Origin of the sequence: Micromonospora sp. NPDC053740 (genome assembly GCF_040677775.1) — a bacterium.
Lineage (GTDB): Bacteria > Actinomycetota > Actinomycetes > Mycobacteriales > Micromonosporaceae > Micromonospora > Micromonospora alfalfae.
The window spans coordinates 124,418-144,132 of sequence record NZ_JBFASO010000009.1; the positions used below are offsets into that span (position 1 = coordinate 124,418).

A 19,715-nucleotide genomic window follows, 5' to 3' on the forward strand; every position below is an offset into this window, starting at 1 on the left:
ACCTGAGGTCGACGGGGCACCGCTGGTGCAGGGAGTAGATCAGGCGACGAAGCGGTTCCTGCGGCGGCGGGTCGCCACGAAGCCCGCAGCGCCGGCGGCGAGCAGTACGCCACCGATGGCGGCGGTCAGGCCGGCCTTGGCACCCGTGATCGGCAGCGAGCCATCGGTGTCCCCGCCTCCCTGGCCGTCATCCCCGCCGGGGTTCTCGCTCCCGCCGTCAGCGCTCGCGATGATGGTGACCTTCGCGCTGTCGTTGGCAGGGTTGAGGTCCACGCCCGCGTCGAAGGTCAGCTGCACCTGGGCGGCCCGGGTGCCGGCCTCGTCGAGGCGCAGTCCGAACTCGTACTCCATCTTCTCGCCCTGCGCCAGGCGCTTGTGCTCGCCGCAGTGGTAAACCTTGGCGCCAGGCTTTCCAGGCACCCAGTCGCCGTAGCTCGAGCAGGTCATCGGAACGCGTACGGCCGTGACGCCACTCGGCAGCGAGAGCACGGTACGGGCCCGGAGATCCTTGGCTCCGTCAACGTTGACAGCCGCCGGGCCGTTGTTGACGTAGCCGACCTTCAACGGCACCGTGGCGCCGACCTCTCCGGTCGCGGTCGTCGGCGTCCCGAGCGCCGCCACCTCAGCCCCCTGGTCACCGCTGACCTGGAGTCTCATCACCGTCCTGCTGTTCTGGTGGTTGACGTCTGTCTGCGGCGACCTGCTCTGCAGACCAACCGGCTCAAGCCTCAGCTCCCCCTCGGTGCCCTGCTGGCCAAGTAGCGCCGGGTTGAAGGACTGGGACTCCTCCCAGTCTGCCGGCGTGAACCAGCGCGCCGCGCCGGTGTGACCGTTCGGGGCCGGATCGTCGGTCGGCACTGTGAAACCGAAGCTGGAGTCGAGCCGTGCGGCGCCGCCCGGCTCGATGGTGTTGGGGAACCGGCAGGCGAAGGCGTGGCGGAAGGCGTCGGCGGGGCTGTACTCACAGTTCTTGTACCGCTTCGACGGGCCGTAACCGTAGCCGCCTTCGAAGAACAGCACCACGCTGTGGACGGCCTTCTCGCCGCGGTTCGCCACTGTGAGCGGGACGTCGAGCGTGCCGCCGAGGGTGCCTGTCAGCTGGAGCCCTTGCTCGATGCCGGCGAGATCCACGCCCTCACCGATGCTGACGCTCGAGTGGTAGGTGGCCGAACCGCCGCCGCCATCGGTGACGGTGAACTTGATTTCGCCCTGCTGGTTGAGCGTGGCGCTCTTCTTCGCCCGGACGACCAGGTCGACCATGGTGATGTACGTGTAGTAGTCGTTTTCCTCCGCCACCACCTTGCAGGTGAGGATCGCACCAGACTCGGTGCAGGGGGCAGCACTGTTGGCGTCCCGCACGTCGGCGAAGCCAGCGACCTTGCTCCGGTCCACCTTCACCGTGTATTCGCCCCACTCCGAGTTGCTGGTGCGGGTGCGGGCAAAGAGGTTCGTCCCTTTTGCAGGGCCGCCGGGGGCGACAACCACATCTTGGGCGAAGAAATCGAGGTCCTCGGCGGCAGGGGCGGCGAAGGCGGGGATGGCGGAGGCGGCGAGGAGCACGCCTACGACGCCGAGCCCGGCAAGCCAGCGTCGGGCGAGTTGCTTGGGCATTACCGGGTTCCTCCGTGGGGTTGATCAATGGGGCCCGTGGAGCTTATGAGGCCGTCAGGGGCTGGTGCCGCCCCACTCGGGCGCCAGCGGCGGATATCGGCCGAACGGAGGGCCAGCATCGTCGTCCGGCCGACCGCCGCACCATGGCGATCGTCATTTTTCTGATCTTCCGGGGCCGGGCACCTAGCATGGCGTCATGACCGTAGATCTGTTCGCGGGCATTCCCGTTCGCGACTACGCCGCCGCGGCGGCCTGGTACGAGCGACTCCTCGGCGCCCCGCCATCGTTCCTACCGAACGACACCGAGGCGGTGTGGGAACTCGCCGAGCACCGGTACCTGTTCATCGAGGTGCGGCCCGACCATGCCGGGCACGCCATGCACACCGTCTTCGTCAGCGACTTCGACGCCCGTATCGCCCAGATCGCCGAGCGCGGCCTGGAGCCGGCCGGGCGCGAGACCTACGACAACGGCGTCCGCAAGGCCACCTTCCGCGACCCGGACGGCAACGAGATCGGCATCGGCGGCGAGCCGGTCTGACGAAGGTTGGCGACGTCCGCAGACCCCCGTAGGGGCGACGGACACGCAGACTGCCCCGACCGGAAATCGGTCGGGGCAGTGGCGTTCGTATGATTCCAGCGCCTAGGGGACTTCGATACAGTGCCGTTCATGGTGTGCGATGGCTAGTGTCAGAGGCCGGTTCGAGTATCCCGATGGGCTGATCCCAGGAGTGTCCAAAGCGGGCGGACTTCACCAAAATCTATACAATGACGCCGGGAAGCTCGTTGACCACGGCACGTTCATCCCGGACGGTGACAGCACGGGTTCGGCAGGGCCGGGGCGAGAGTCGTCGGAATTCAAGGATCTGGTCAAGACGCTTGCTCTGGAAGCCGCCGCGAGGGCTGCCATGGCGGCCGCGCCGCATGTCGAGCGGTGGCTGGTGCAGCAGGCGCTGCCTGCTGCGAAGACCGCGTTGACCCAGCAGGCGGTGCCAGCGGTGAAGGCGACATGGAACAACCAGGCGCTCCCCGCGATGCGGTCGACGTGGAACTTTGTGTCGGGAAAACGAACCTCTCGTGGTGCCATCGCCGCCGAATCGGCCCCGGAGACGGGTCCGATCTGGGTTACGTCGACTGTGGGCGGGGAACCGTCGCCAGAACTGGTTGCGGCGCTTGAGAGCTTCAGCGCCGGGGGCAGCGAGGCGGAAGCGAGGGAGCGTTTCGTCGCGGCGATGATGGCGCAACTGCTCACCGAGGACGGACGACTGTTCAACGAGGTACAGGCGAGAGTGCTGCGCAACGTCGGGGCTGAGGAACTGAACGTGGAGAGCACGCTCGGCCCGGAGCAGGTGAGCGACAGCATCAGGCGGATGCTGGAAGAGGATCCGGCATTGATCGATGAGTTGGTGCGGGCTCTGGGACCGCGCCGAATCGAGGGGTGAGCGACTGCACTCCGCCCGGGCAATGGCGGTGTAGCCACCTACCCGGCCCGACCGCTGTGGCTTCAAGACGGTCAGCGTTGTGTGAGCGGTTCAGGCAGTGGCTTGCTGTGCACCACGACGAGTTCGCGGTTCGCCCGGGTCAGGCTCGTGTACAGGGTCCCGACGAACTCCTCCTGTCGTACGAAGTAGCGCGGCTCCACGACCACTACCCCGTCGAACTCCGCACCCCTTGCCGAATCGGGGGTGCGGACGGCTGGCCACGGGCGAGTCCCTGAGGGTTCGGATACTGCCGAGGCCCGGCCGATTCCGCGGCGTCGCCGCGCGGTTCAGCCGAACGACGGCGTACGTGTGCCTGTGGCCGGGAGATTGAGAAAAGGGGCTTGATCGACGGGGGTTGGACGACGTTCAGGTGTGTCTGCCCACGGTCCCCTGCGGAAGGCTGGCTCACGGACGTCGCTGCGCCCAGAAGAGGGCGACCAGGTAACGCTCGTCGCTCCTGCTCATTCTGGGAACGCTACGAGGCTCGGAGCCGCTGGCCGATCCACTGCTCGCGGTGCAGCTTCGTCCCGCCAGCGGTAGAGGTCGCGCAGCAGGGAGATCTCGGCGCCGTGATGGATCAGCTCCCTGTTGACGTGCAGGACGATGCCCTCCATGGGAAACCGCTCCGGACCCACGGTGGGCGGATTCTCCAGGTCGGCGTCGGAGAGCTCGCGGACCCCCGCGTTCCATCTCCCATACATCTCGTCGAGCTGTCTCAGCGCCTCGTCAGCGGTCCCCGCGTAGGCGAACGTCTGGGAGTCGACGTCCTGGCCGCCGAAGTGCCACCCGACCCGGTAGCCCAGGCAGGAAACGATGATGTGCGCCAGTCGCCAGGCGATCGTGGTCACCGGCGCCGGCGCCGGCGCCGGGGCAGGGGAGGCGAAGTCCATCGTCCATTCTCCTGAACCTGCCGACATCGGTGCGGTCGACATGCCACGTGGGCGGATGCTCCAGCAGCCACGCACCGGCTCCCAGAAGTACTCCTCATCGGCAAGACCGTGCAGCCGCGGCCGCAGGTTCTTGTGCCAGTGGCGGTCCAGCTGGTCGGCGATTCGTTCGCTCCTTGTCATTCCCGCACGGTACCTACAGCGCAGACGTGGCTGCGCCCCTGGCGGACGCCGTCGCCGGCCGTGGGCCGCGAGTGGGCCGCGCCGGTCGGCCTCGGCCTGCTGGCGGCCTGCGGCGGGCATCGGCCGGGCCGGCCGGCGAACGATACTGGGAGGATGCGCGAAGACGAGGTGTTTCAGTGCATCGCCGCTCGCGTGGCAGCTCGCGACTACAGCGATGACGTGTGCATCCGCCCCGGCTCTCTTGATGCGAACGGCAGGTGGATGGTGAATCCCATGCCCGAGGACACCCGGTGGCTGGTGGCACGTGGATCGCGGGAACACCTTGCCGCGTTGGCAACCGACGCCGTCGACCCGCTGCCACCCCTTGAACCTGCCTCTGTTCAAGCTGTGAACGACGCTGAACGGGTGCTTGGGTATCCGCTGCCGCCGCTGCTGCGACGCATCTATGTGGAGGTCGCCAATGGCGGCTTCGGCCCCGTGCTGGGCGTTGCGGGCGGTTGCACGGACGATCTCGGACGTACGGCGGTCGATCGACTCCATCCACGAGAACCCGCCGGCTTGCTGCCGATTGCCTACTGGGGATGTGCGATCTACTCGTACGTCGATTGCGCGGGCCAGAGAGCGGTGATGTGGGGCTTCGACCCGAACTCGGGCCTTGGCGAGCACTCGTTCTACCCGGAGGGGATCTCTCTTGTGGACTGGCTCGACGGGTGGCTCAACGGAAGCCTTGAGCCGCCACACCTTGATCCCGTTCGTACGAGCTGGTGGGGCGCGACCAACTCCGAGCGGGGGCGCCGCCAGCCTGATCAAGAGGCCGGCGATCCGTCACAGCAGACCCTTTTCTAGGTCGAGGCCGGGCCGAACGCGTGGGTGGTAGCCCGCCGTGGGAGTGGGCCGGGGACGGCCGCCGAACGCGGCCGTCCCCGGAGGTAGCGCGGGTGTCAAGGGCATGTCCCGCGGTTCAGCGGATCGTCGCCCCGCCGGTGGGGGTCGGCTGGACCCGCTCGAACCGCACCTTGCTCAGCCATCCCGGGAGGTCACTGAGCACGTACAGCTCGCCGTTCACATCGGCGCCGAACGCCGTCGGCTGGGTGGGGAAGGTGCCGATCTCAGCGGACTCGTAGCCACCCGTGGACTTGGGACGCACGGCGAAAGCACGGGTCGAGCAGTAGTCGCTGGCGATGTAGGTGCCCCGCGCCTCCGGGGTGACGGACCCCCGGTACACCAGGCCGCCGATGATGGAGCAGTTCTCCGTCATGTAGTGGTCGTACTCGACGATCGGGTCGGTGAGCCGCACGCCCGGCCGGCACTGCGTCTCGTCGAACACCGGCGTGCCCTCTCGACAGGACCAGCCGAGGTTCGCGCCACGCTGCGACGGGCGGACGTGGTTGATCTCCTCGATCAGACCCTGGCCGACGTCACCGATCCACAGCGAGTTGTCGGCCGGGTCGATGGAGAACTTCCACGGGTTGCGCAGCCCGTAGACCCAGATTTCCGGCCGCGCGCCCGAGGTGCGGACGAACGGGTTGTCGTAGGGCACGCAGTAGGGCTTTCCCCCGCAGCTGCGGTTGACGTCGATCCGCAGAATCTTGCCGAGCAGGGTGCCGAGGTTCTGGCCGCTCTTGTAGGGGTCGTTCGCGTAGCCACCGTCGCCGAGGGACCAGTAGAGGTAGCCGTCGCGGCCGAAGGCCACCTGTCCGCCGTTGTGGTTGCCGTAGTCGGCGTGCTCCTGGGTGAGCAGCACCTGCACCCGGTCGGGAGCGTTGATGGGCACCCGCGCCAGGGTCAGCGCGCCGGCCGGCAGGCTCGTGTAGGCCACGTAGAGCATCCCGGTCCGCGCGAAGTTCGGTGCCGGAGTGATGCCGAGCAGGCCGCGCTCGTTGTCCGACGTGTCGATCCGGGCGGTCAGGTCGAGCACCGGCTCGGCCGCCAATCCGGTGTCGGGGTGGTAGGCGCGGACGGTGCCGTTCTTCTCCGCGATCAGCATCCGGCCGTCCGGCAGCCCGCTGATCGCGATCGGACGCTGCAGACCGAAAGCCACCCGTTCGGATACCACGGTCAGCTCGGTGAGTGGCACAGCACGGGTTTTGGATGGGCCGGCCGCGGCGGTGCCGGCGATCGGCGTCGGTGGCGACAGGGACGCAGCCAGGGCCAGAGCGAGCAACCCGGCCAGCATGGCGGCCGGGCGACGACGTCGTCGTGACATGTTCAGCTCCTCGAGCAGGTGAAGTGGTGGACGCGGTCTGGGAGCGTTCCCACGATACATTGGTTGAAATCGATATCCAACCGATGGCTGCGCGTTCCGTTCGAGCCTGCGGCCGCTTCCCGCACTGCGGCCTGGGGAGCGGCGAGCGGAGGACGGCACGGATTTCCTTCGCCGATGCACGCCGCAGGAGTCGTGGCAGCACCGGTCACTCCTGTCCGTAGTGCGGTGCCACGCCAGACTCCAGGCGGGCGTTGACGCAACTCCGCTGGTGGCCGGCTCGTTGGTAGCGAGGGGCGGACGGAGGCGGACGATGGCGGCGGGGCGGGGTGCCGAGCTGCTGCGTCCCCCGGTGAGTTCGGGTCGGGCGACGTTCCTGGAGCTGTTCTTCGATCTGGCCTTCGTTGTGGCCCTCACCCGGGTCTCGCAACGATTCGCGGGGTTGGCCGAAGACACCGGTTGGGAGCTCGTCACGGGGTTCGGTCGTACCCTGCTGCTCTTTCTGGCGCTCTGGTTGATCTGGTCGCACACCGCCTGGATCACCAGCCGGTACGAGCCGGAGCGGCCGGTCATTCAGGCCGTCGTGGTCGGCACCATGTTCGCCGGCCTGATCATGGCGGTGACGCTGCCCCGCGCCATGGAGGAGCGAGCGCTGCCGTTCGTGGTCGCGTACCTGATGGTGATGGTGGTGCGGCCGCTCGTGGTCGCCGTCGCGCTGCGTGGCCATCCGCGACGGCTGGTGCCGTTTCGGCTTGTCGTGTGGGCGCTGGCGAGCGCCCCGCTGTGGCTGGCCGGCGCGCTGGGCCCGGATCACCTCCGCCTGCCGCTGTGGGTCGTCGCCCTTGCTGTCGACTACCTCGCCTGGACATTGGGCTGGCCGCTGCCGTGGCTCGGCGTCTCGAAGGTAGGGCGGTGGCGGATCGCGGGGACTCACCTCGCGGACCGCTACCAGCAGATGTTCCTGATCGCGCTCGGTGAGTCGATTCTGGTTGTCGGCGTGGTCTTCAGCGGCGCGGACTACTCCGCGGAGCGGGCAGCCGCCTTCACTGTCGCGTTCGCCACCAGCGCGCTGCTCTGGCGGATCTACTTCTATCGTGCCGGTCTGCTGCTGGCGGAGGCGTTCGGCCGGGCGGGTATGCCCGGCCGGCTGGGCGCGGTGTCGGAACGGACGCATCTGTTGATCGTGCTCAGCGTGCTCGTCACGGCGGTCGGATACGAGCTGGTGATCGATCATCCGTTCGGGCAGCCTCGACCCAGTTGGCTGCTGTTCGTGGTGGGCGGTCCGATGCTCTTCCTGGTCGCCCGTACGCGGCTGGAGTACGAGATCTTCGACCATGCGTCCCGACCCCAGATCATCGGCCTGGCTGCCCTGCTGCTGTTCACGCCGTTGCTGGCACGTTGGACGCCGATGGCGGGGCTGAGCGTGGTGGCCGGAGTGCTGGCCGTGGTCGCGCTCCTGGACGCGCTGCGCAGGCGGGGTCGACCGCAGGAGGTTACCGCCTCGCCGATCGGACGAGAGACGTCCGAAGATCGCGACTCCGAGGCGTGACGCGGAGCTCGCTCGCCGCGGTAGCCCGTTTCGTCGCGTAACCGCCCGACCAGGCACGCACCGCGCATTCATGTCGAACCGTGCTCCGCCCGGATGGGGGAGAGCGACACAACGCCACCGCCGCCCCTAGATAGAACGGTCGGTATTGACGGCAGGGGGCCGGGTGGGTACTGTTCTCACAGACAGAACGTTCGTTCTACCTGGCGCTGGCCAGGTGTACGGCTGCACCTGAAGGAGACCGTCATGCCCACCAAGATCACCCTAATCATCGGTAACCCCACCGACCCGGACGAGTTCGAAAAGGTCTACGCCGACGTACGCCGGGCCGCGGAGACGTTCCCGAAGCTTCAGCGGGTCGAGTCGGCCAAGGTGTGGCCGAAGGAGGACGGCACACCCACTCCCGCGTACCGGACGCTCGACCTGTACTTCGCCAGCTACGAGGACGCCGCTGCCGCAGTCGCGACGCCCGTTGCCGGTGCCGTCTTCGGTGGGCTCCAGGGCGCTCAGGTGGAGATCACGGGGCTGTTCTCAGACATCGAGTAGCACCCCGCCCTACCCCTCCCGGTGGCGGCCCGCACCCCCGCTGGGCGTCCCCTTCGCTCCGGAATCACCGAAAGGATGACCATGACCACCGTTGCCGTTCCCGGCATCTCGACGACGGCCGCCGCCCTGCGGCGGCTGTACTTCGGTCGCTTCGCCTTCGCCATCGTCTGGGCTGCCGTGACGTTCCCACTCGCCAAGCACCTCAACCCCCTCACCGCCGCGCTGCTCGTGCTCTACCCGCTGTTCGACGTGGCCGCCGCCATCGTCGACGTCCGCGCGTCGCGGGCCACCGGATCGCCCACCCTGCTGTACGTGAACGTCGCGATCAGCCTGCTCGCCGCGGTGGGCCTGGGCGTCGCCGGCGCGTCCGGCATCCCCGCGGTCCTGCGCGTCTGGGGTGCCTGGGCGGTCGTGGCCGGGCTGGTTCAGTTGATCGTGGGCGTCACCCGCCGCAAGATGGGTGGCCAGTGGCCGATGATCATCAGCGGTGGAATCTCCGTCATCGCCGGTGGATCGTTCGTCGCGGCAGCCTCGGCGGACAACCCGGCGCTGACCAACGCGGTCGGCTACGCCATCCCCGGCGCCATCTTCTTCCTCATCGCGGCCATCCGCCTCGGCCGCGCCGCGAAGGGACACTGACGTGCGGAAGGCCACCTACGACGTCGTTGTCATCGGGGCGGGGCCGGTGGGGGAGAACGTCGCCGACCGCGTCGTGCAGGGCGGCCTGACCGCCGCGATCGTCGAGCGGGAACTGGTGGGTGGCGAGTGCTCGTACTGGGCCTGCATGCCTACCAAGGCATTGCTGCGCAGCCAGGCCGCGCTCCGGGCGGCTCGCCAGCTGCCCGGTGCGCGCGAGGCGGTGACCGGCGAGCTGGACGCGAAGGCCGTGCTGCGCCGCCGGGACGCCGTCGCCTCGCACTGGAAGGACGACGGGCAGGTGTCCTGGCTGGACTCCGCGGGGATCGCCCTGTACCGGGGCCAGGGGCGGATCGGCTCCGACCGGATCGTCGAGGTGACCGACGCGGACGGCGCCACCACCTCGCTCACCGCCCGACACGCGGTCGTCATCGCGACCGGAACCGGCGCACTGGTGCCGGACATCGCCGGTCTGCGCGCGGCGGCACCGTGGACCAGCCGTGAGGCAGCCGCCGCGAGCGAGGTTCCCGGCCGGCTCGCCATCATCGGTGGTGGCGTGGTGGCCACGGAGATGGCGACCGCGTACGCCGGCCTCGGATCGGCGGTGACGATGCTCGTCCGCGACGGAGTGCTCACTGCGGCGGAGCCGTTCGTCGGCGAGCGGGTCACGCAGTCCCTGCGGGAAGCTGGCGTGTCGGTCCAACTCGGTGCCGAGGTCACGTCGGTGAATCGCGACGGCGACGGCACTGTGCACATCACGCTCACCGACGGCACACAGGTCGAGGCCGACGAGATCCTCGTCGCGATCGGCCGTACGCCGCACACGCACGACGTCGGCCTCGACCGGATCGGCCTGCAGCCGGGCGCCTGGCTCACTGTCGACGACACCCTGCGGGTGGTCGACGGCACCGGCGCGTTGATCGGCGACGGATGGCTGTACGCGGCCGGGGACGTCAACCGGCGTGTGCTCCTGACCCACCAGGGCAAGTACCAGGCTCGCGCGGTGGGCGACGTGATCGTGGCGCGGGCCACTGGCGAAGCGGCAGACGACCGCCCGTGGGGTCGGCACGTCGCCACCGCTGACGAGCGCGCCGTGCCGCAGGTCGTCTTCACCGACCCGGAGATAGCGTCGGTGGGGCTGACCGCAGCCGCCGCCGAGGCCGCCGGACTGCGGATCCGGGTCGTCGACTACGACCTGGCCGCCGTCGCCGGGGCCGCGCTGCACGCCGACGGCTACCAGGGGCATGCCCGGATGGTCGTGGACGAGGACCGACGGGTGATCGTCGGCGTCACCCTCGTCGGCCCGGACGTCGCGGAACTGATCCATGCCGCGACCATCGCCATCGTCGGTGAGGTCCCACTGGAGCGGCTGTGGCACGCCGTGCCCGCGTACCCGACGGTCAGCGAGGTCTGGCTGCGCCTGCTGGAGGCGTACGGCCGCTGACCTGAGCCGTCCGTGCCGTCGCCGGCCGGGCACTCGCTGCGGCGAGAGGGAGACGAAGCCCACCGAGCGGGGGCGGGTTCAACCTGTGGCGGCATCACCGAGGAGCTGGGTCATCCCCTATCCGGGGTGGCCCAGCCCGAGGCCGTGCGGGGACTAGCGGACCGACTCTGCCGACTGCCGCTCCGAGTTGATCCTGAGGAGTCCTTCGACACCGCGCAGGAAGGTCTCGGACACCAACGTGGGGTCGGAGAGGCATCCGGCAGCCATGGCGCCGTCCCGGAGCATGACGAAGTGGCGCGCCGCGGGATCCGCCGTTTCTTCGTGGACCTGTGCCATGAGCGTGGTGATGGTGTCCAGGAACCATTTCCGGTGGGCAGTGAGTTCCTGGTGCACGGGATGGTTCGTGTCGGGATACTCTGCTGCGGCGTTCAGGAACGCGCACCCACGGAACCCGGGGGACTGGATGTTCTGCGCGATGGAATTGGCGATGGCCAGGAGCGGCTCGACCGGCGACCGGTTGGCGGCGAGAGCATCGTCGACCATGCCGCGCTCCAGCTGATGCACCTCGCGCAGGTAGGCCAGGATGAGGTCGTCCTTGCTGGGGAAGTGCCGGTAGAAGGTAGCCCGGGTCACCTTCGCCTCGGCAATGATCCGGTCGACGCCGACGGAGTGGATGCCCTCCGCATAGAAGATCCTGATCGCCGTGCGGAGAAGCTTGGAACGTGCCTCGGACGGTCGGGCAGTGGGTTCGTCGCTCGCCATCCACCCATCCTAGCGACAGAACGTTCGGTCTTATCTGTATCTGAGGGCATCGGGCGTGGCACCCGGTGGCCGCACAGCCTGCGACATCTCGTGTCCGAGTCGGGCGCCGGCCACATGTTTGACGAGGCACTCCGTGGAAATGCTCCGCCGACCGTCCTCGTCGGGTCCGGTCTGCGTACCGCAGGCAGCGGGAGGCGAGCCCTCGGAAGGAACTCCAGATGAGCGCTGCTTCTGACATGTCTGCCCAGGAAATGCCGACAGTTGTGCTGGTCCACGGCGCATTCGCCGGCTGTTCGAGTTGGAATGGGGTGATCGCCGACCTCAAACGTCGGGGTTACCCGGTCATTGCCGTCGCCAATCCGCTGCGGGGTGTGCAGAAGGACGCCGCTTACGTGCGGGCGCTCCTGGACAGCTTGCCCGGCCCGGTAGTGATGGCCGCCCATTCCTACGGCGGGCTGGTCATGACCGAGGCCGCAGATGGCGCATCCAACGTCAAAGCTCTGGTGTACGTGGCCAGCGTGAGCCCGGACGTCGGCGAAAGCGTGATCGGGCTGCTCACCAAGTACCCCGGAAGTCAGCTCGCCACCAGCATCAACATGGTGCCGGTCCCCTCCGACGACGGCGGCATGACCATGGACCAGTACATCTTGCAGGACAAGTTCCCCGAGGTCTTCGCCGGCGACGTCGACCCCGGCACCGCCGAAATCATGGCCGCAGCGCAACGGCCCGCCTCGGCGAGCGCCCAGGAGGAGGGCGTGACGAAGGCCGCCTGGAAGACGATCCCGTCCTGGACCCTGATCACCACCCAGGACCTGGGCATTCCGCCAGACTTGCAGCGATTCCTGGCCGACAGGGCGGGATCCACGGCGGTGGAGATCGCCGCCTCCCACGCGGTAGCGGTCTCGCAACCCGGCCCGGTCGCAGACCTCATCGACACCGCCGCCCGCGCCACCACACGCTCGATGCAAATGTCCAAGAGTCGCCGGGGCTGACCAGGCTTGCCGAGGCGGCGGTCCGATTCATCCCACCGCTGTCGGTGCCGAGCAGAACGGTACCCAAGCCGAGCGTCCGAAGCTGCGATGATGCTTCGGTGAGTCAGACAGCGGAATGGGACCGCGTGGTCGAGGGCGCTCGCGTTCAGTTCATGGCCGGCCAGGACGACGAGCCCGAGACTGCCGACAACATCGATGCGCACCTGTACCTCGCTGACGGTACCCATCGTTACGCCACGTTCATGACGACGGGTGAGATCGGTCGTCTCCTGCAACGGTGGGCTGGGACCGGGGAGGTTGGGGGCGGCCGATACTTCTGGTGCTCTGACCTGGTCATCATTCCAAGACCCGGTGTCGAGGCGATGGTGGCGGCCCTGGGAGAGATGATCCGATCTGGTGACGTCGACGTCATGCTCAGCAAGGTGGAGGACGGCGCCATCTAGGTGAGTGACCCCGGCCCGTTGAGCGCGGTGTTGGCTCAATGCGGGAAAGCGCGGGGGATGCGTGCGTCGAGAAGTTCGTCGCGGAACGCCTGGATGCGTGTGATGACCTGCCGTCTGCCGATGGTGTTCTCGATGCGCTCGAGGTAGAGGCATCGGGCCGCGAGTTTGTCGAGATCGACGGCGAAGTAGATCGCCATCAGCGGGTTGACGAACAGGTCGCCGCCGCCGGTGCGTCGGGTGAATCGGACGTCCCCGAACTCGCCGCTGGTGGCGGCGGCGATGCGAAACGCTCTCTCAGTCACTACCGCCCCCGCGCACGGCGACAAGGCGACCTGGTCGCGGGAGTCGAAGCCCAGCCCCGTCCGAGTGCAGTGGGACCCTGAGGTCCCTGCGTCTGAATGCGTTGTTGGACTGTCAACACCATCGAGTAGCGAACTGTCAGTATTCTGCCATCGGGCGAATCGACGCCAAGGGATAGAATGCCTGAGCGAAATGAGTGACCACAGTGGATCACTGGAGGCGCACTGGTGCTGTGGCAATCGGCGGCGATGTGCGATCCGCGCCAACCGCTCCGGCTGTCCGAGCGGGTCGGCGCGCTGGCGGGTCGGCGCCATCCCCCGCGCAGGGCACCGTCGGCTTGCCGGGTGCCGGCGAGAGCCTGGCCAACGCGGGCCATGGTCGCCGGACTGGTGAGTCTGCTGCTGGCCGGTTGCACCACCGAACCGGGGCCGACTCGACTGGACGGCACCGACCAGATCGTCGAGCCGTCGGTCAGCAGCGCGGCGCCGCCCGGTCCTGAGTTCGACCTGGCCCGTCGGAGTCTCGCCGGCGCCCAGCTCACCCGGGACGGTAAGTATCAGGCACGGCTGGCCGGCGACTGGGTGGTTGTCTCCACCGCCGACGGTGCCGAGTTCGACCGGTTCGGCACCGGCGCCGAAGACGCCCGGATCAGCATGGACTTCTCTCCCGACGGGCGATACCTCGCGGTCGGACTACCGGACTCGGTGGTCCTCTACGACTTCACCACGAAGGACCCCACGGCGCTGCCCCTGCCCGAGGAGGTAAAGCGTCCGGACGGCGAACCCCAGCCGCGCACCGGCAAGTTACGCTTTTCGGCCGACAGCGGCCATCTGGTGGTCGAACTGTTCGATGAACGGGACAACAGTCGCTACTGGCTCCACGATCTGCACAGTCGCCGTGAGATCGTCTCGCCGCTTCCGTCGAGCATCGAGGTGCCGAGTGATCCGGGTGTCATCTTGGACGTAGCAGGGCTGGCCGTGGTCAACGGCGGAAAGCGGGTGGTGATCGCCGGTCAAGAAGGCTTCCTGGTTTGGGTGCCGGACGAGCAGACATTCCAGTGGCGGCCCTGCGCCTGCGGTAGCACCCTGACCAGCACAGTGGACCGGCAGGCTCGGCACGTGGCATTCCTGACCCTGAACGACGAAGTGGTGCTTTGGGATCCGGGCCCTCCCCAGGAGGTTGGACACTGGAAGGTGCCGGCCGTGGCCTCAGGAGCCAAACCCGCCGTGAACCCCACCGAGTTGGAGTTCACGGAGAACGGCGGCTGGCTGCTGGCCGGCCCGGAGTACGGCCACGTGTGGTCGGTCCCGGACGGCAAGCTGGCGGGTTCGTGGCAGGGGTCCGGGTCGTGAGCGGCGGCAAACCGAAACGGCGGCGCGGCACCAGCGGTCCGGACCGCAAGAAGGTAGTCCGGGGCGGGCGTCCGGCAGCGGACCGGGACAAACCGGGCGGCGATCAGCCTGTACCGCGGCTGCGTCGGGTGCTGGGATCGTTACATCGGGCATGGTGGTTCGTGCTGGGCACTGCGGTAGCCGCCCTCGTTGGCGCCGTCGCGAGCATCTATGTTCCCAGATGGGTTGATCATGTGGACCCGCAGGTCGTCGCGGTACACGTCGTGGTGAATCCGGCCACCGTGGACACCTGGGGCACCGCTGAGTTCGCCATGGTGCTGCCGAAGGACGCCCGGCCCTCCGATGATCCACCGGTGGGCTGCGCGACGCTGATCGACTGGGCGCGCGCCCTCGGCGCGGTCGATCACAAGGTGAGCCGGGTGCGCGTCGTCGTGCAGGGCGCCGGTGACCAGGGGGTGCTGATCGACAACCTGCGTGCCCGCGTGATCCGGCGCAGCCAAACTCCGGAACCGGCCGGTGTGCAACTGCGCTGCGGCGGCCAGCAGGGAGCCGCCGAACCACGGGACGTCGAGATGGACCTGGACGCTCCCCAGCCGGCCGCCCGCTACCGCACCCTGATTGAGGGGCGCAGGCCACTGTTCGGGTTCACCCTCGCGAAGGGCGAGACCGAGGTGTTCGACCTGACCGCGTTCACCACCGGCACGGTGGAGTGGACTCTCGAACTCGACCTCGTGGTCGCTGGGAAACGAAAGCGGGTCGAGGTGACCAACCGGGGTCGGAGCTTTGTCACGACCGCAGCACCGGGACCCCGGACCTACCAGGTACCCCCAGGCGGCGACCACTGGATCGAGTGCGGGCACACGCCCCGCCCGGCCTGCCCGGAGGGCGGTCCGCCGGCACACTTCCGATACGACGCCTGACGGCTCCTCAGCCTTCAGGAGGACGGTTTCCCTCCGCTTTTGACGACACCCAGTTGGTCACCGCTTTGCCTTCAGCCAAAGCGGTTTGGGCGTCAGCGCGTTCGACCGATCGCACCCACTGTGCGGCACGCCCGACCAACGCACATCCCAAACACGCTCTGAGCCGCCAGCCATCGGGCGAGCGTGCGCTCCGGAAAGTGCCAGTCGGGACTGGTGGTGTCCGGCCGAAGCGCGGCGACGCGCTCGGCCACCCACGCGTCTCGGTCGATCAACTCGAGTTCCGAGAAGGAGAGGCTGGCCAGGTGCACCTGCGCACCGGCGCGCCACAACGCGAACGCCAACGGCAGGCCCGCGTACACGTCGAAGCCCCCGCCGGCTCCGGCGATGAGGATGTTCCGCCCCGGGGCCAACGCGGCGAACAGTGGCGGACCGGCCAGGGAGAACGCACCGGAGTCGGCCGAGGGCGCCGCAGGGCTCAGAACCGCTCAATGATCACTGATGAGGCGCGGACACCGACGACGCGGCTAGGTGACGGGAACGGGGGGAGGGGCGAGCAGGGGGCGGTCCTCCGCCGGAAGCACCGAGCGGGCCTGCGAGGGTCATGGTCCGGGGGATGTCAGTGCCGTGTGCAAGGCTGCGACGTGATAATGCGATCAAGGTGGGAGGGTGCGGAATGAGCACGAAGGCTGGCGGGACCTTTGACGTCACATCATTCGAGCCGGAGGTGCTCGACGAAGGCTCGGGGGCCGCGCTTGGCCGGGCCCGGCTCACCAAGACCTTCCAGGGCGGCCTGGCCGGCATCAGTACGGTGAACATGCTGTCGGTGGCCGATGTCGAGGGCACCCCCGCTGCTTATGTCGCCGTGGAGCGATTCACGGGCGAACTCGACGGCCTCAAGGGCTCGTTCGTCCTCCAACACAGCGCACCCGGCAGCCACGGTGAGCAACTCGCGATCCGCGTCGTCCCGGGAACGGGCTCCGGTGAACTTACAGGGATCGCGGGGGCGTTCGAGATCGTCCAGTCCGACGACGGCAGCCACTCCTATGTCTTGGAGTACACACTGGCCTGACGTATCCCCCGTCACCGTCCAGACCCTCCGGGTGTGTCGTGTGGGAAAGCGCCCTCCGTAGCGGAAAGATCCGACCCGCGAAAGGCCGATCATCCCGGCACGGAGAGCGCTTCGACGCAGTGACCACCCCAAAGCCTTCTCGAGGTGCGAGGCTAGTCGATTCGGTGCGCGCTGTAGATGTACACCACGACCGGATCCGCTGCCCTTCGGTACCACAAGAGACCGGCTGGGCTGGTGCAGCGCCCGTCCATGATGTAGGTGTATTCGGGGTACGCGTATCCGGCCACGTTGGACGAACTGCTGTAGCCGTAGCGCCACGGCGCCTCTGCGAACCGCATTTCTATGCGCGCGGTATTCGTGCAACCCGCGGCGAGCGCCGGGGTTGGCACAGCCAGTGTGCTCAGCGGAAGGACGATCGCCGTTGCCAGCGCCAGCAGTGATCTCCTCAAGATCTTGCCTCACTTTCTGCACGACTGCCGTGTGAACGAGCCGGCAGCGATGACGAATTGCCGAACGTGTCCGAGGTCGGTCCGCAACCCGTGTGGGGCGAAACTCGTTCTCAAGCTTCGATTCGGCAGCGTCACTGATGATTGGAGTTCAGCTTATGGACGCTGGATAGGCGGTCGCTACCGCCGATGACGGTTCCGAACACAAGCGCGCCTGTCCGGGCTGCTCACCGGCTTGTTCGGACTTGTTCGAACGCTGGTCAGAGCGTGGGACCGTTCCTGGTTCAGCAGAACAGCGCGCATCTCGAACAGCATCCAACAGACGTCATGCGGATGCCGATTGTTGCGTGAGGGTCAGCTGCCCGAGTTCCTGGGTGCATCGGGTGAGCGCCACGTAGAGGCCGTTCCAGCCGCGCGGTTCAGCGGCGACGCCCTGCCTGTCGATGAGGAGCGTCGCGTCCCATTCCAGTCCCTTGGACTGGGTTGCGGTGAGCACCGGCACGTCGCTCAGCACGGCTTGCAGTGTGGCGATGCGCTCCGCCGGGGCGATGACGCCGACAGTGCCGCCGTGCCACCGTTGCCGCAACTGTTGCACTGCTTCGACGGCGACGCCGGCAAGCTCAGCGGGCGTGACTGTGCGCTCCCAGGGGGCGATGCCGGAGGAGCGTACCGCTCGTGGCGGCGTGTTGTGGCTGCCAGCCTTCTTCAGGACCGGCTCGGTGAGGTCCATGACCTCGCGCGGGGTCCGGTAGCAGATGGTGAGTTCCGCGGCGGTCCAGCGGTCTCCGAAGGCAGCCCGTACCGCTTGCGCCCAACTGGTGTGCCGGTGGGCTGCCTCGGCCTGGTCGATGTCGCCGACGGCGGTGATGGAGCGACTGGGACAGCGCCGCAGGACCATCTGCCACTGCATCTCGGACAGCTCCTGCGCCTCGTCGATGACGACGTGGCCGTACACCCAGCCGCGCATGCGGCGAGCGCGTTCGGCGAGGAACTCGCCCTGTGGTTGCGGGGCGCCGACCTCGCCGAGTAGGTCGGCGAGGGTGTCGAGCAGCGGGATGTCGCTTGATGCCCATGGGGCGGGCTCGGCCGCGACGGCGGTGATCTCCTCGGGGGACAGTTGCGGGGCGAACCGGGTCAGCAGGGTGCGGTCGGTCAGGAGGTCACCCAGCAGGGTCTCGGGGTCGAGGGTGGGCCACCACGCCTCGATGAACCGGGCGATGGTGGCGTTCTCGGCGATACGACAACGAAGCTGCTCGACTTCCTCATCGGAGAGCAACCCGTCGATGTCGCTGCCGGTGGACGTCGGGGTGGAGGACTGGTCGTGCGCCATGCCCTTGTCCACGCGGGCGAGGATGTCCTCGAAGCCTTCCTCCATTTCCTCCATCAGCGCCTCGCGCTGCTCGGCGACGACATCGGCCAGGAGATGATGCAACTGCTCGGCGAACGCTGCGCGGGCGCTGTGGTACGGGCGTCCCTGCACCGCCGAGGCGAGCGCCTGCGTCACAGTTGCGGTGGGAATGACGTAGAAGTCGCCATCCCAGCGCAGCTTCAGCTCGCGAGGCCGGGGGAGTAGCGACGCGACATAGCCTTCGAGCGCGGGCTGCCAGAGGGCGCGGCCCTTGATCTCGGCGAGAAGTCGGCTCTCGTCACGGCCTACCTGGATGTCGGCCAGCAGGGTGTCGCAGGTCGCCGAGACGACGGCGGTCTCACCGAGCGCGGGCAGCACCTGGGCGATGTACTGGAGGAACCGTGGCGACGGCCCCAGGACCAGGACGGCCTGGTCGGCCATCTTTCGGTGGGTGAACAGCAGGTACGCGACGCGGTGCAGGGCAACCACCGTCTTGCCCGTGCCGGGACCGCCCTGGACGATCAGCGGGCCGGTGGCCTCCGCCCGGATGATGTCGTCCTGTTCGCGTTGCAGGGTGGAGATCGCCGTCGACATGCGACCGGTGCGGCGCTGGTCGAGGGCGGCCAGTAGCGCACCTTCGCCGACGAGTTCCGCAGTCGCGCTGCCGTCCAGCGGTTCGTCGTCCACGCCGACGACGGCCGATCCCGTCGTACGGATGTGCCGACGCCGCGCCTGACCCTGTGGGTCGACGGCCGTCGCCGTGTAGAACGGCCGAGCTGCGGGCGCGCGCCAGTCCACCAGCAGTGGTTCAGTGCCTTCGCCGTCGTTACGGAGGCCGACGCGGCCCACGTGGCGCACTGTGCCGTCAAGCCCGTCGAGGCGGCCGAAGACCAGCCCCTCCTCTGCTCGCCGTAGCTCGTCGTACTGCTGGCGGAGCATGCGCTGCCGGGCCTCTTCCAATGCGTCCAGCGGCTCTGACGAAAGCTCGACCTGTAGGTGATCGGCCAGCCTGTCGCGCTGGGCGGTGGCCAGGTCCAGAAACGCCTGTTCCTCGGCGACCGCGGATCGGCGCGCGGCGCCCTCTGCGGCCGAGGCCGGCAGGTGGCCGTCAGGTGCTACTTCGCTGACGTCGGCGGTGCCGTTGCCCAGAACAGACTTCCGGTGCATTCGCAAATCCTTGTATCGGGGTGACCCTCGGCCCGGATGAGCCGCAGCCTATTCGGCGGCAAGCATAGAGTTGGTTTCCCTCACCGGCCAGGAAATCCGCCGGCAGAGATCGGAATCTCAATGCCTTGCAGTTCCGGGGTTGCTTGTGGCCTCACCAATCGCGATTCGCTATTGACAGTCCAGTCGTCATCTGTTCTGCGGCCGCGTTGCGAGCAGTGCGGGTGCTCGTCGGCCCCGGTGGTGCTGCGTCGATCTGGTTGGTGCGGCACGATGGCGGCGTGTTGGCAGGGTCACTCGACGAGGAGAGCGTTGATGCCCTACCGAACACCAGTGGGCCGTTACTCGGTCGACGGCTCAAGGCCCGACTGCGTCGCCTTCCACG

Annotated in this window: 21 protein-coding genes; 12 read left to right on the forward strand and 9 right to left on the reverse strand. The window is 68.2% G+C overall.

Annotated elements, in window-relative coordinates:
* Positions 1–39 precede the first annotated feature (39 nt).
* Positions 40–1,611 (reverse strand): LPXTG cell wall anchor domain-containing protein, encoded by a 1,572-nt coding sequence (locus tag AB0K35_RS23330; RefSeq protein WP_238668578.1) that lies wholly within the window; start codon positions 1,609–1,611, stop codon positions 40–42.
* 196 nt (positions 1,612–1,807) lie between these two features.
* Between AB0K35_RS23330 and AB0K35_RS23335 the strand changes: the two genes are divergently transcribed.
* Together AB0K35_RS23335 and AB0K35_RS23340 are read left to right on the forward strand one after the other, a co-directional pair.
* Positions 1,808–2,149, forward strand: a complete 342-nt coding sequence (locus AB0K35_RS23335) for a VOC family protein (RefSeq protein WP_238668577.1) — start codon at positions 1,808–1,810, stop codon at positions 2,147–2,149.
* Between the two features lie 190 nt (positions 2,150–2,339).
* Positions 2,340–3,050 (forward strand): hypothetical protein, encoded by a 711-nt coding sequence (locus AB0K35_RS23340; protein ID WP_363887495.1) that lies wholly within the window; start codon positions 2,340–2,342, stop codon positions 3,048–3,050.
* 71 nt (positions 3,051–3,121) lie between these two features.
* On the opposite strand, the gene AB0K35_RS23345 is transcribed toward AB0K35_RS23340, so the two are convergent.
* Together AB0K35_RS23345 and AB0K35_RS23350 are read right to left on the reverse strand one after the other, a co-directional pair.
* Positions 3,122–3,355, reverse strand: coding sequence for an ATP-binding domain-containing protein (locus AB0K35_RS23345; protein ID WP_363887845.1), 234 nt, complete (start codon positions 3,353–3,355; stop codon positions 3,122–3,124).
* 195 nt (positions 3,356–3,550) lie between these two features.
* Positions 3,551–4,159 carry a DinB family protein gene (locus AB0K35_RS23350; RefSeq protein ID WP_363887498.1) on the reverse strand — a complete coding sequence of 203 codons (609 nt, stop codon included), beginning with the start codon at positions 4,157–4,159 and terminating at the stop codon, positions 3,551–3,553.
* 153 nt (positions 4,160–4,312) lie between these two features.
* Here AB0K35_RS23350 and AB0K35_RS23355 point away from each other — a divergent pair, with 153 nt between their 5' ends.
* On the forward strand, positions 4,313–5,005 hold the full coding sequence (locus AB0K35_RS23355; RefSeq protein WP_363887501.1) for a hypothetical protein: 693 nt from the start codon (positions 4,313–4,315) through the stop codon (positions 5,003–5,005).
* Between the two features lie 115 nt (positions 5,006–5,120).
* On the opposite strand, the gene AB0K35_RS23360 is transcribed toward AB0K35_RS23355, so the two are convergent.
* On the reverse strand, positions 5,121–6,365 hold the full coding sequence (locus tag AB0K35_RS23360; protein ID WP_238668572.1) for a PQQ-dependent sugar dehydrogenase: 1,245 nt from the start codon (positions 6,363–6,365) through the stop codon (positions 5,121–5,123).
* Between the two features lie 310 nt (positions 6,366–6,675).
* On the opposite strand from AB0K35_RS23360, the gene AB0K35_RS23365 reads away from it, so the two are divergent.
* The 4 genes from AB0K35_RS23365 to AB0K35_RS23380 all read left to right on the forward strand — a co-directional run bounded on the left by AB0K35_RS23365 (position 6,676) and on the right by AB0K35_RS23380 (position 10,534).
* Positions 6,676–7,911 carry a low temperature requirement protein A gene (locus tag AB0K35_RS23365; RefSeq protein WP_363887504.1) on the forward strand — a complete coding sequence of 412 codons (1,236 nt, stop codon included), beginning with the start codon at positions 6,676–6,678 and terminating at the stop codon, positions 7,909–7,911.
* 243 nt (positions 7,912–8,154) lie between these two features.
* Positions 8,155–8,454, forward strand: coding sequence for a hypothetical protein (locus AB0K35_RS23370; protein WP_363887507.1), 300 nt, complete (start codon positions 8,155–8,157; stop codon positions 8,452–8,454).
* Between the two features lie 81 nt (positions 8,455–8,535).
* Positions 8,536–9,093: a hypothetical protein gene (locus AB0K35_RS23375; RefSeq protein WP_238668569.1), complete on the forward strand. Its 558-nt coding sequence runs from the start codon at positions 8,536–8,538 to the stop codon at positions 9,091–9,093.
* Position 9,094: 1 nt separating this feature from the next.
* Entirely contained in the window at positions 9,095–10,534 is a 1,440-nt protein-coding gene (locus AB0K35_RS23380) for an NAD(P)/FAD-dependent oxidoreductase (RefSeq protein WP_363887510.1), read from the forward strand.
* 153 nt (positions 10,535–10,687) lie between these two features.
* Here the strand turns inward: AB0K35_RS23380 and AB0K35_RS23385 are convergent, their stop codons facing one another.
* Positions 10,688–11,296, reverse strand: coding sequence for a TetR/AcrR family transcriptional regulator (locus tag AB0K35_RS23385; protein WP_363887511.1), 609 nt, complete (start codon positions 11,294–11,296; stop codon positions 10,688–10,690).
* Positions 11,297–11,547: 251 nt separating this feature from the next.
* Between AB0K35_RS23385 and AB0K35_RS23390 the strand changes: the two genes are divergently transcribed.
* Together AB0K35_RS23390 and AB0K35_RS23395 are read left to right on the forward strand one after the other, a co-directional pair.
* Positions 11,548–12,288, forward strand: a complete 741-nt coding sequence (locus AB0K35_RS23390; protein ID WP_363887848.1) for an alpha/beta hydrolase — start codon at positions 11,548–11,550, stop codon at positions 12,286–12,288.
* A gap of 152 nt (positions 12,289–12,440) precedes the next feature.
* Positions 12,441–12,731, forward strand: a complete 291-nt coding sequence (locus AB0K35_RS23395; protein WP_238668565.1) for a hypothetical protein — start codon at positions 12,441–12,443, stop codon at positions 12,729–12,731.
* Positions 12,732–12,766: 35 nt separating this feature from the next.
* On the opposite strand, the gene AB0K35_RS23400 is transcribed toward AB0K35_RS23395, so the two are convergent.
* Positions 12,767–13,033, reverse strand: coding sequence for a hypothetical protein (locus AB0K35_RS23400; protein WP_238668564.1), 267 nt, complete (start codon positions 13,031–13,033; stop codon positions 12,767–12,769).
* Between the two features lie 372 nt (positions 13,034–13,405).
* Here AB0K35_RS23400 and AB0K35_RS23405 point away from each other — a divergent pair, with 372 nt between their 5' ends.
* On the forward strand, positions 13,406–14,383 hold the full coding sequence (locus AB0K35_RS23405) for a hypothetical protein (RefSeq protein WP_363887513.1): 978 nt from the start codon (positions 13,406–13,408) through the stop codon (positions 14,381–14,383).
* A complete protein-coding gene (locus AB0K35_RS23410; protein ID WP_363887514.1) occupies positions 14,380–15,303 on the forward strand; it encodes a hypothetical protein in 924 nt (307 codons plus the stop codon). The genes AB0K35_RS23405 and AB0K35_RS23410 overlap by 4 nt, the downstream gene beginning before the upstream one ends.
* Before the next feature lie 92 nt (positions 15,304–15,395).
* Here AB0K35_RS23410 and AB0K35_RS23415 read toward each other — a convergent pair whose 3' ends face one another.
* Positions 15,396–15,662: a hypothetical protein gene (locus AB0K35_RS23415; RefSeq protein ID WP_363887516.1), complete on the reverse strand. Its 267-nt coding sequence runs from the start codon at positions 15,660–15,662 to the stop codon at positions 15,396–15,398.
* Positions 15,663–15,976: 314 nt separating this feature from the next.
* Between AB0K35_RS23415 and AB0K35_RS23420 the strand changes: the two genes are divergently transcribed.
* Positions 15,977–16,372: a DUF3224 domain-containing protein gene (locus AB0K35_RS23420; protein WP_363887518.1), complete on the forward strand. Its 396-nt coding sequence runs from the start codon at positions 15,977–15,979 to the stop codon at positions 16,370–16,372.
* A gap of 152 nt (positions 16,373–16,524) precedes the next feature.
* On the opposite strand, the gene AB0K35_RS23425 is transcribed toward AB0K35_RS23420, so the two are convergent.
* Positions 16,525–16,710 carry a hypothetical protein gene (locus tag AB0K35_RS23425; protein ID WP_363887520.1) on the reverse strand — a complete coding sequence of 62 codons (186 nt, stop codon included), beginning with the start codon at positions 16,708–16,710 and terminating at the stop codon, positions 16,525–16,527.
* Between the two features lie 433 nt (positions 16,711–17,143).
* A complete protein-coding gene (locus AB0K35_RS23430; protein ID WP_363887523.1) occupies positions 17,144–19,333 on the reverse strand; it encodes a UvrD-helicase domain-containing protein in 2,190 nt (729 codons plus the stop codon).
* Between the last annotated feature and the right edge of the window lie 382 nt (positions 19,334–19,715).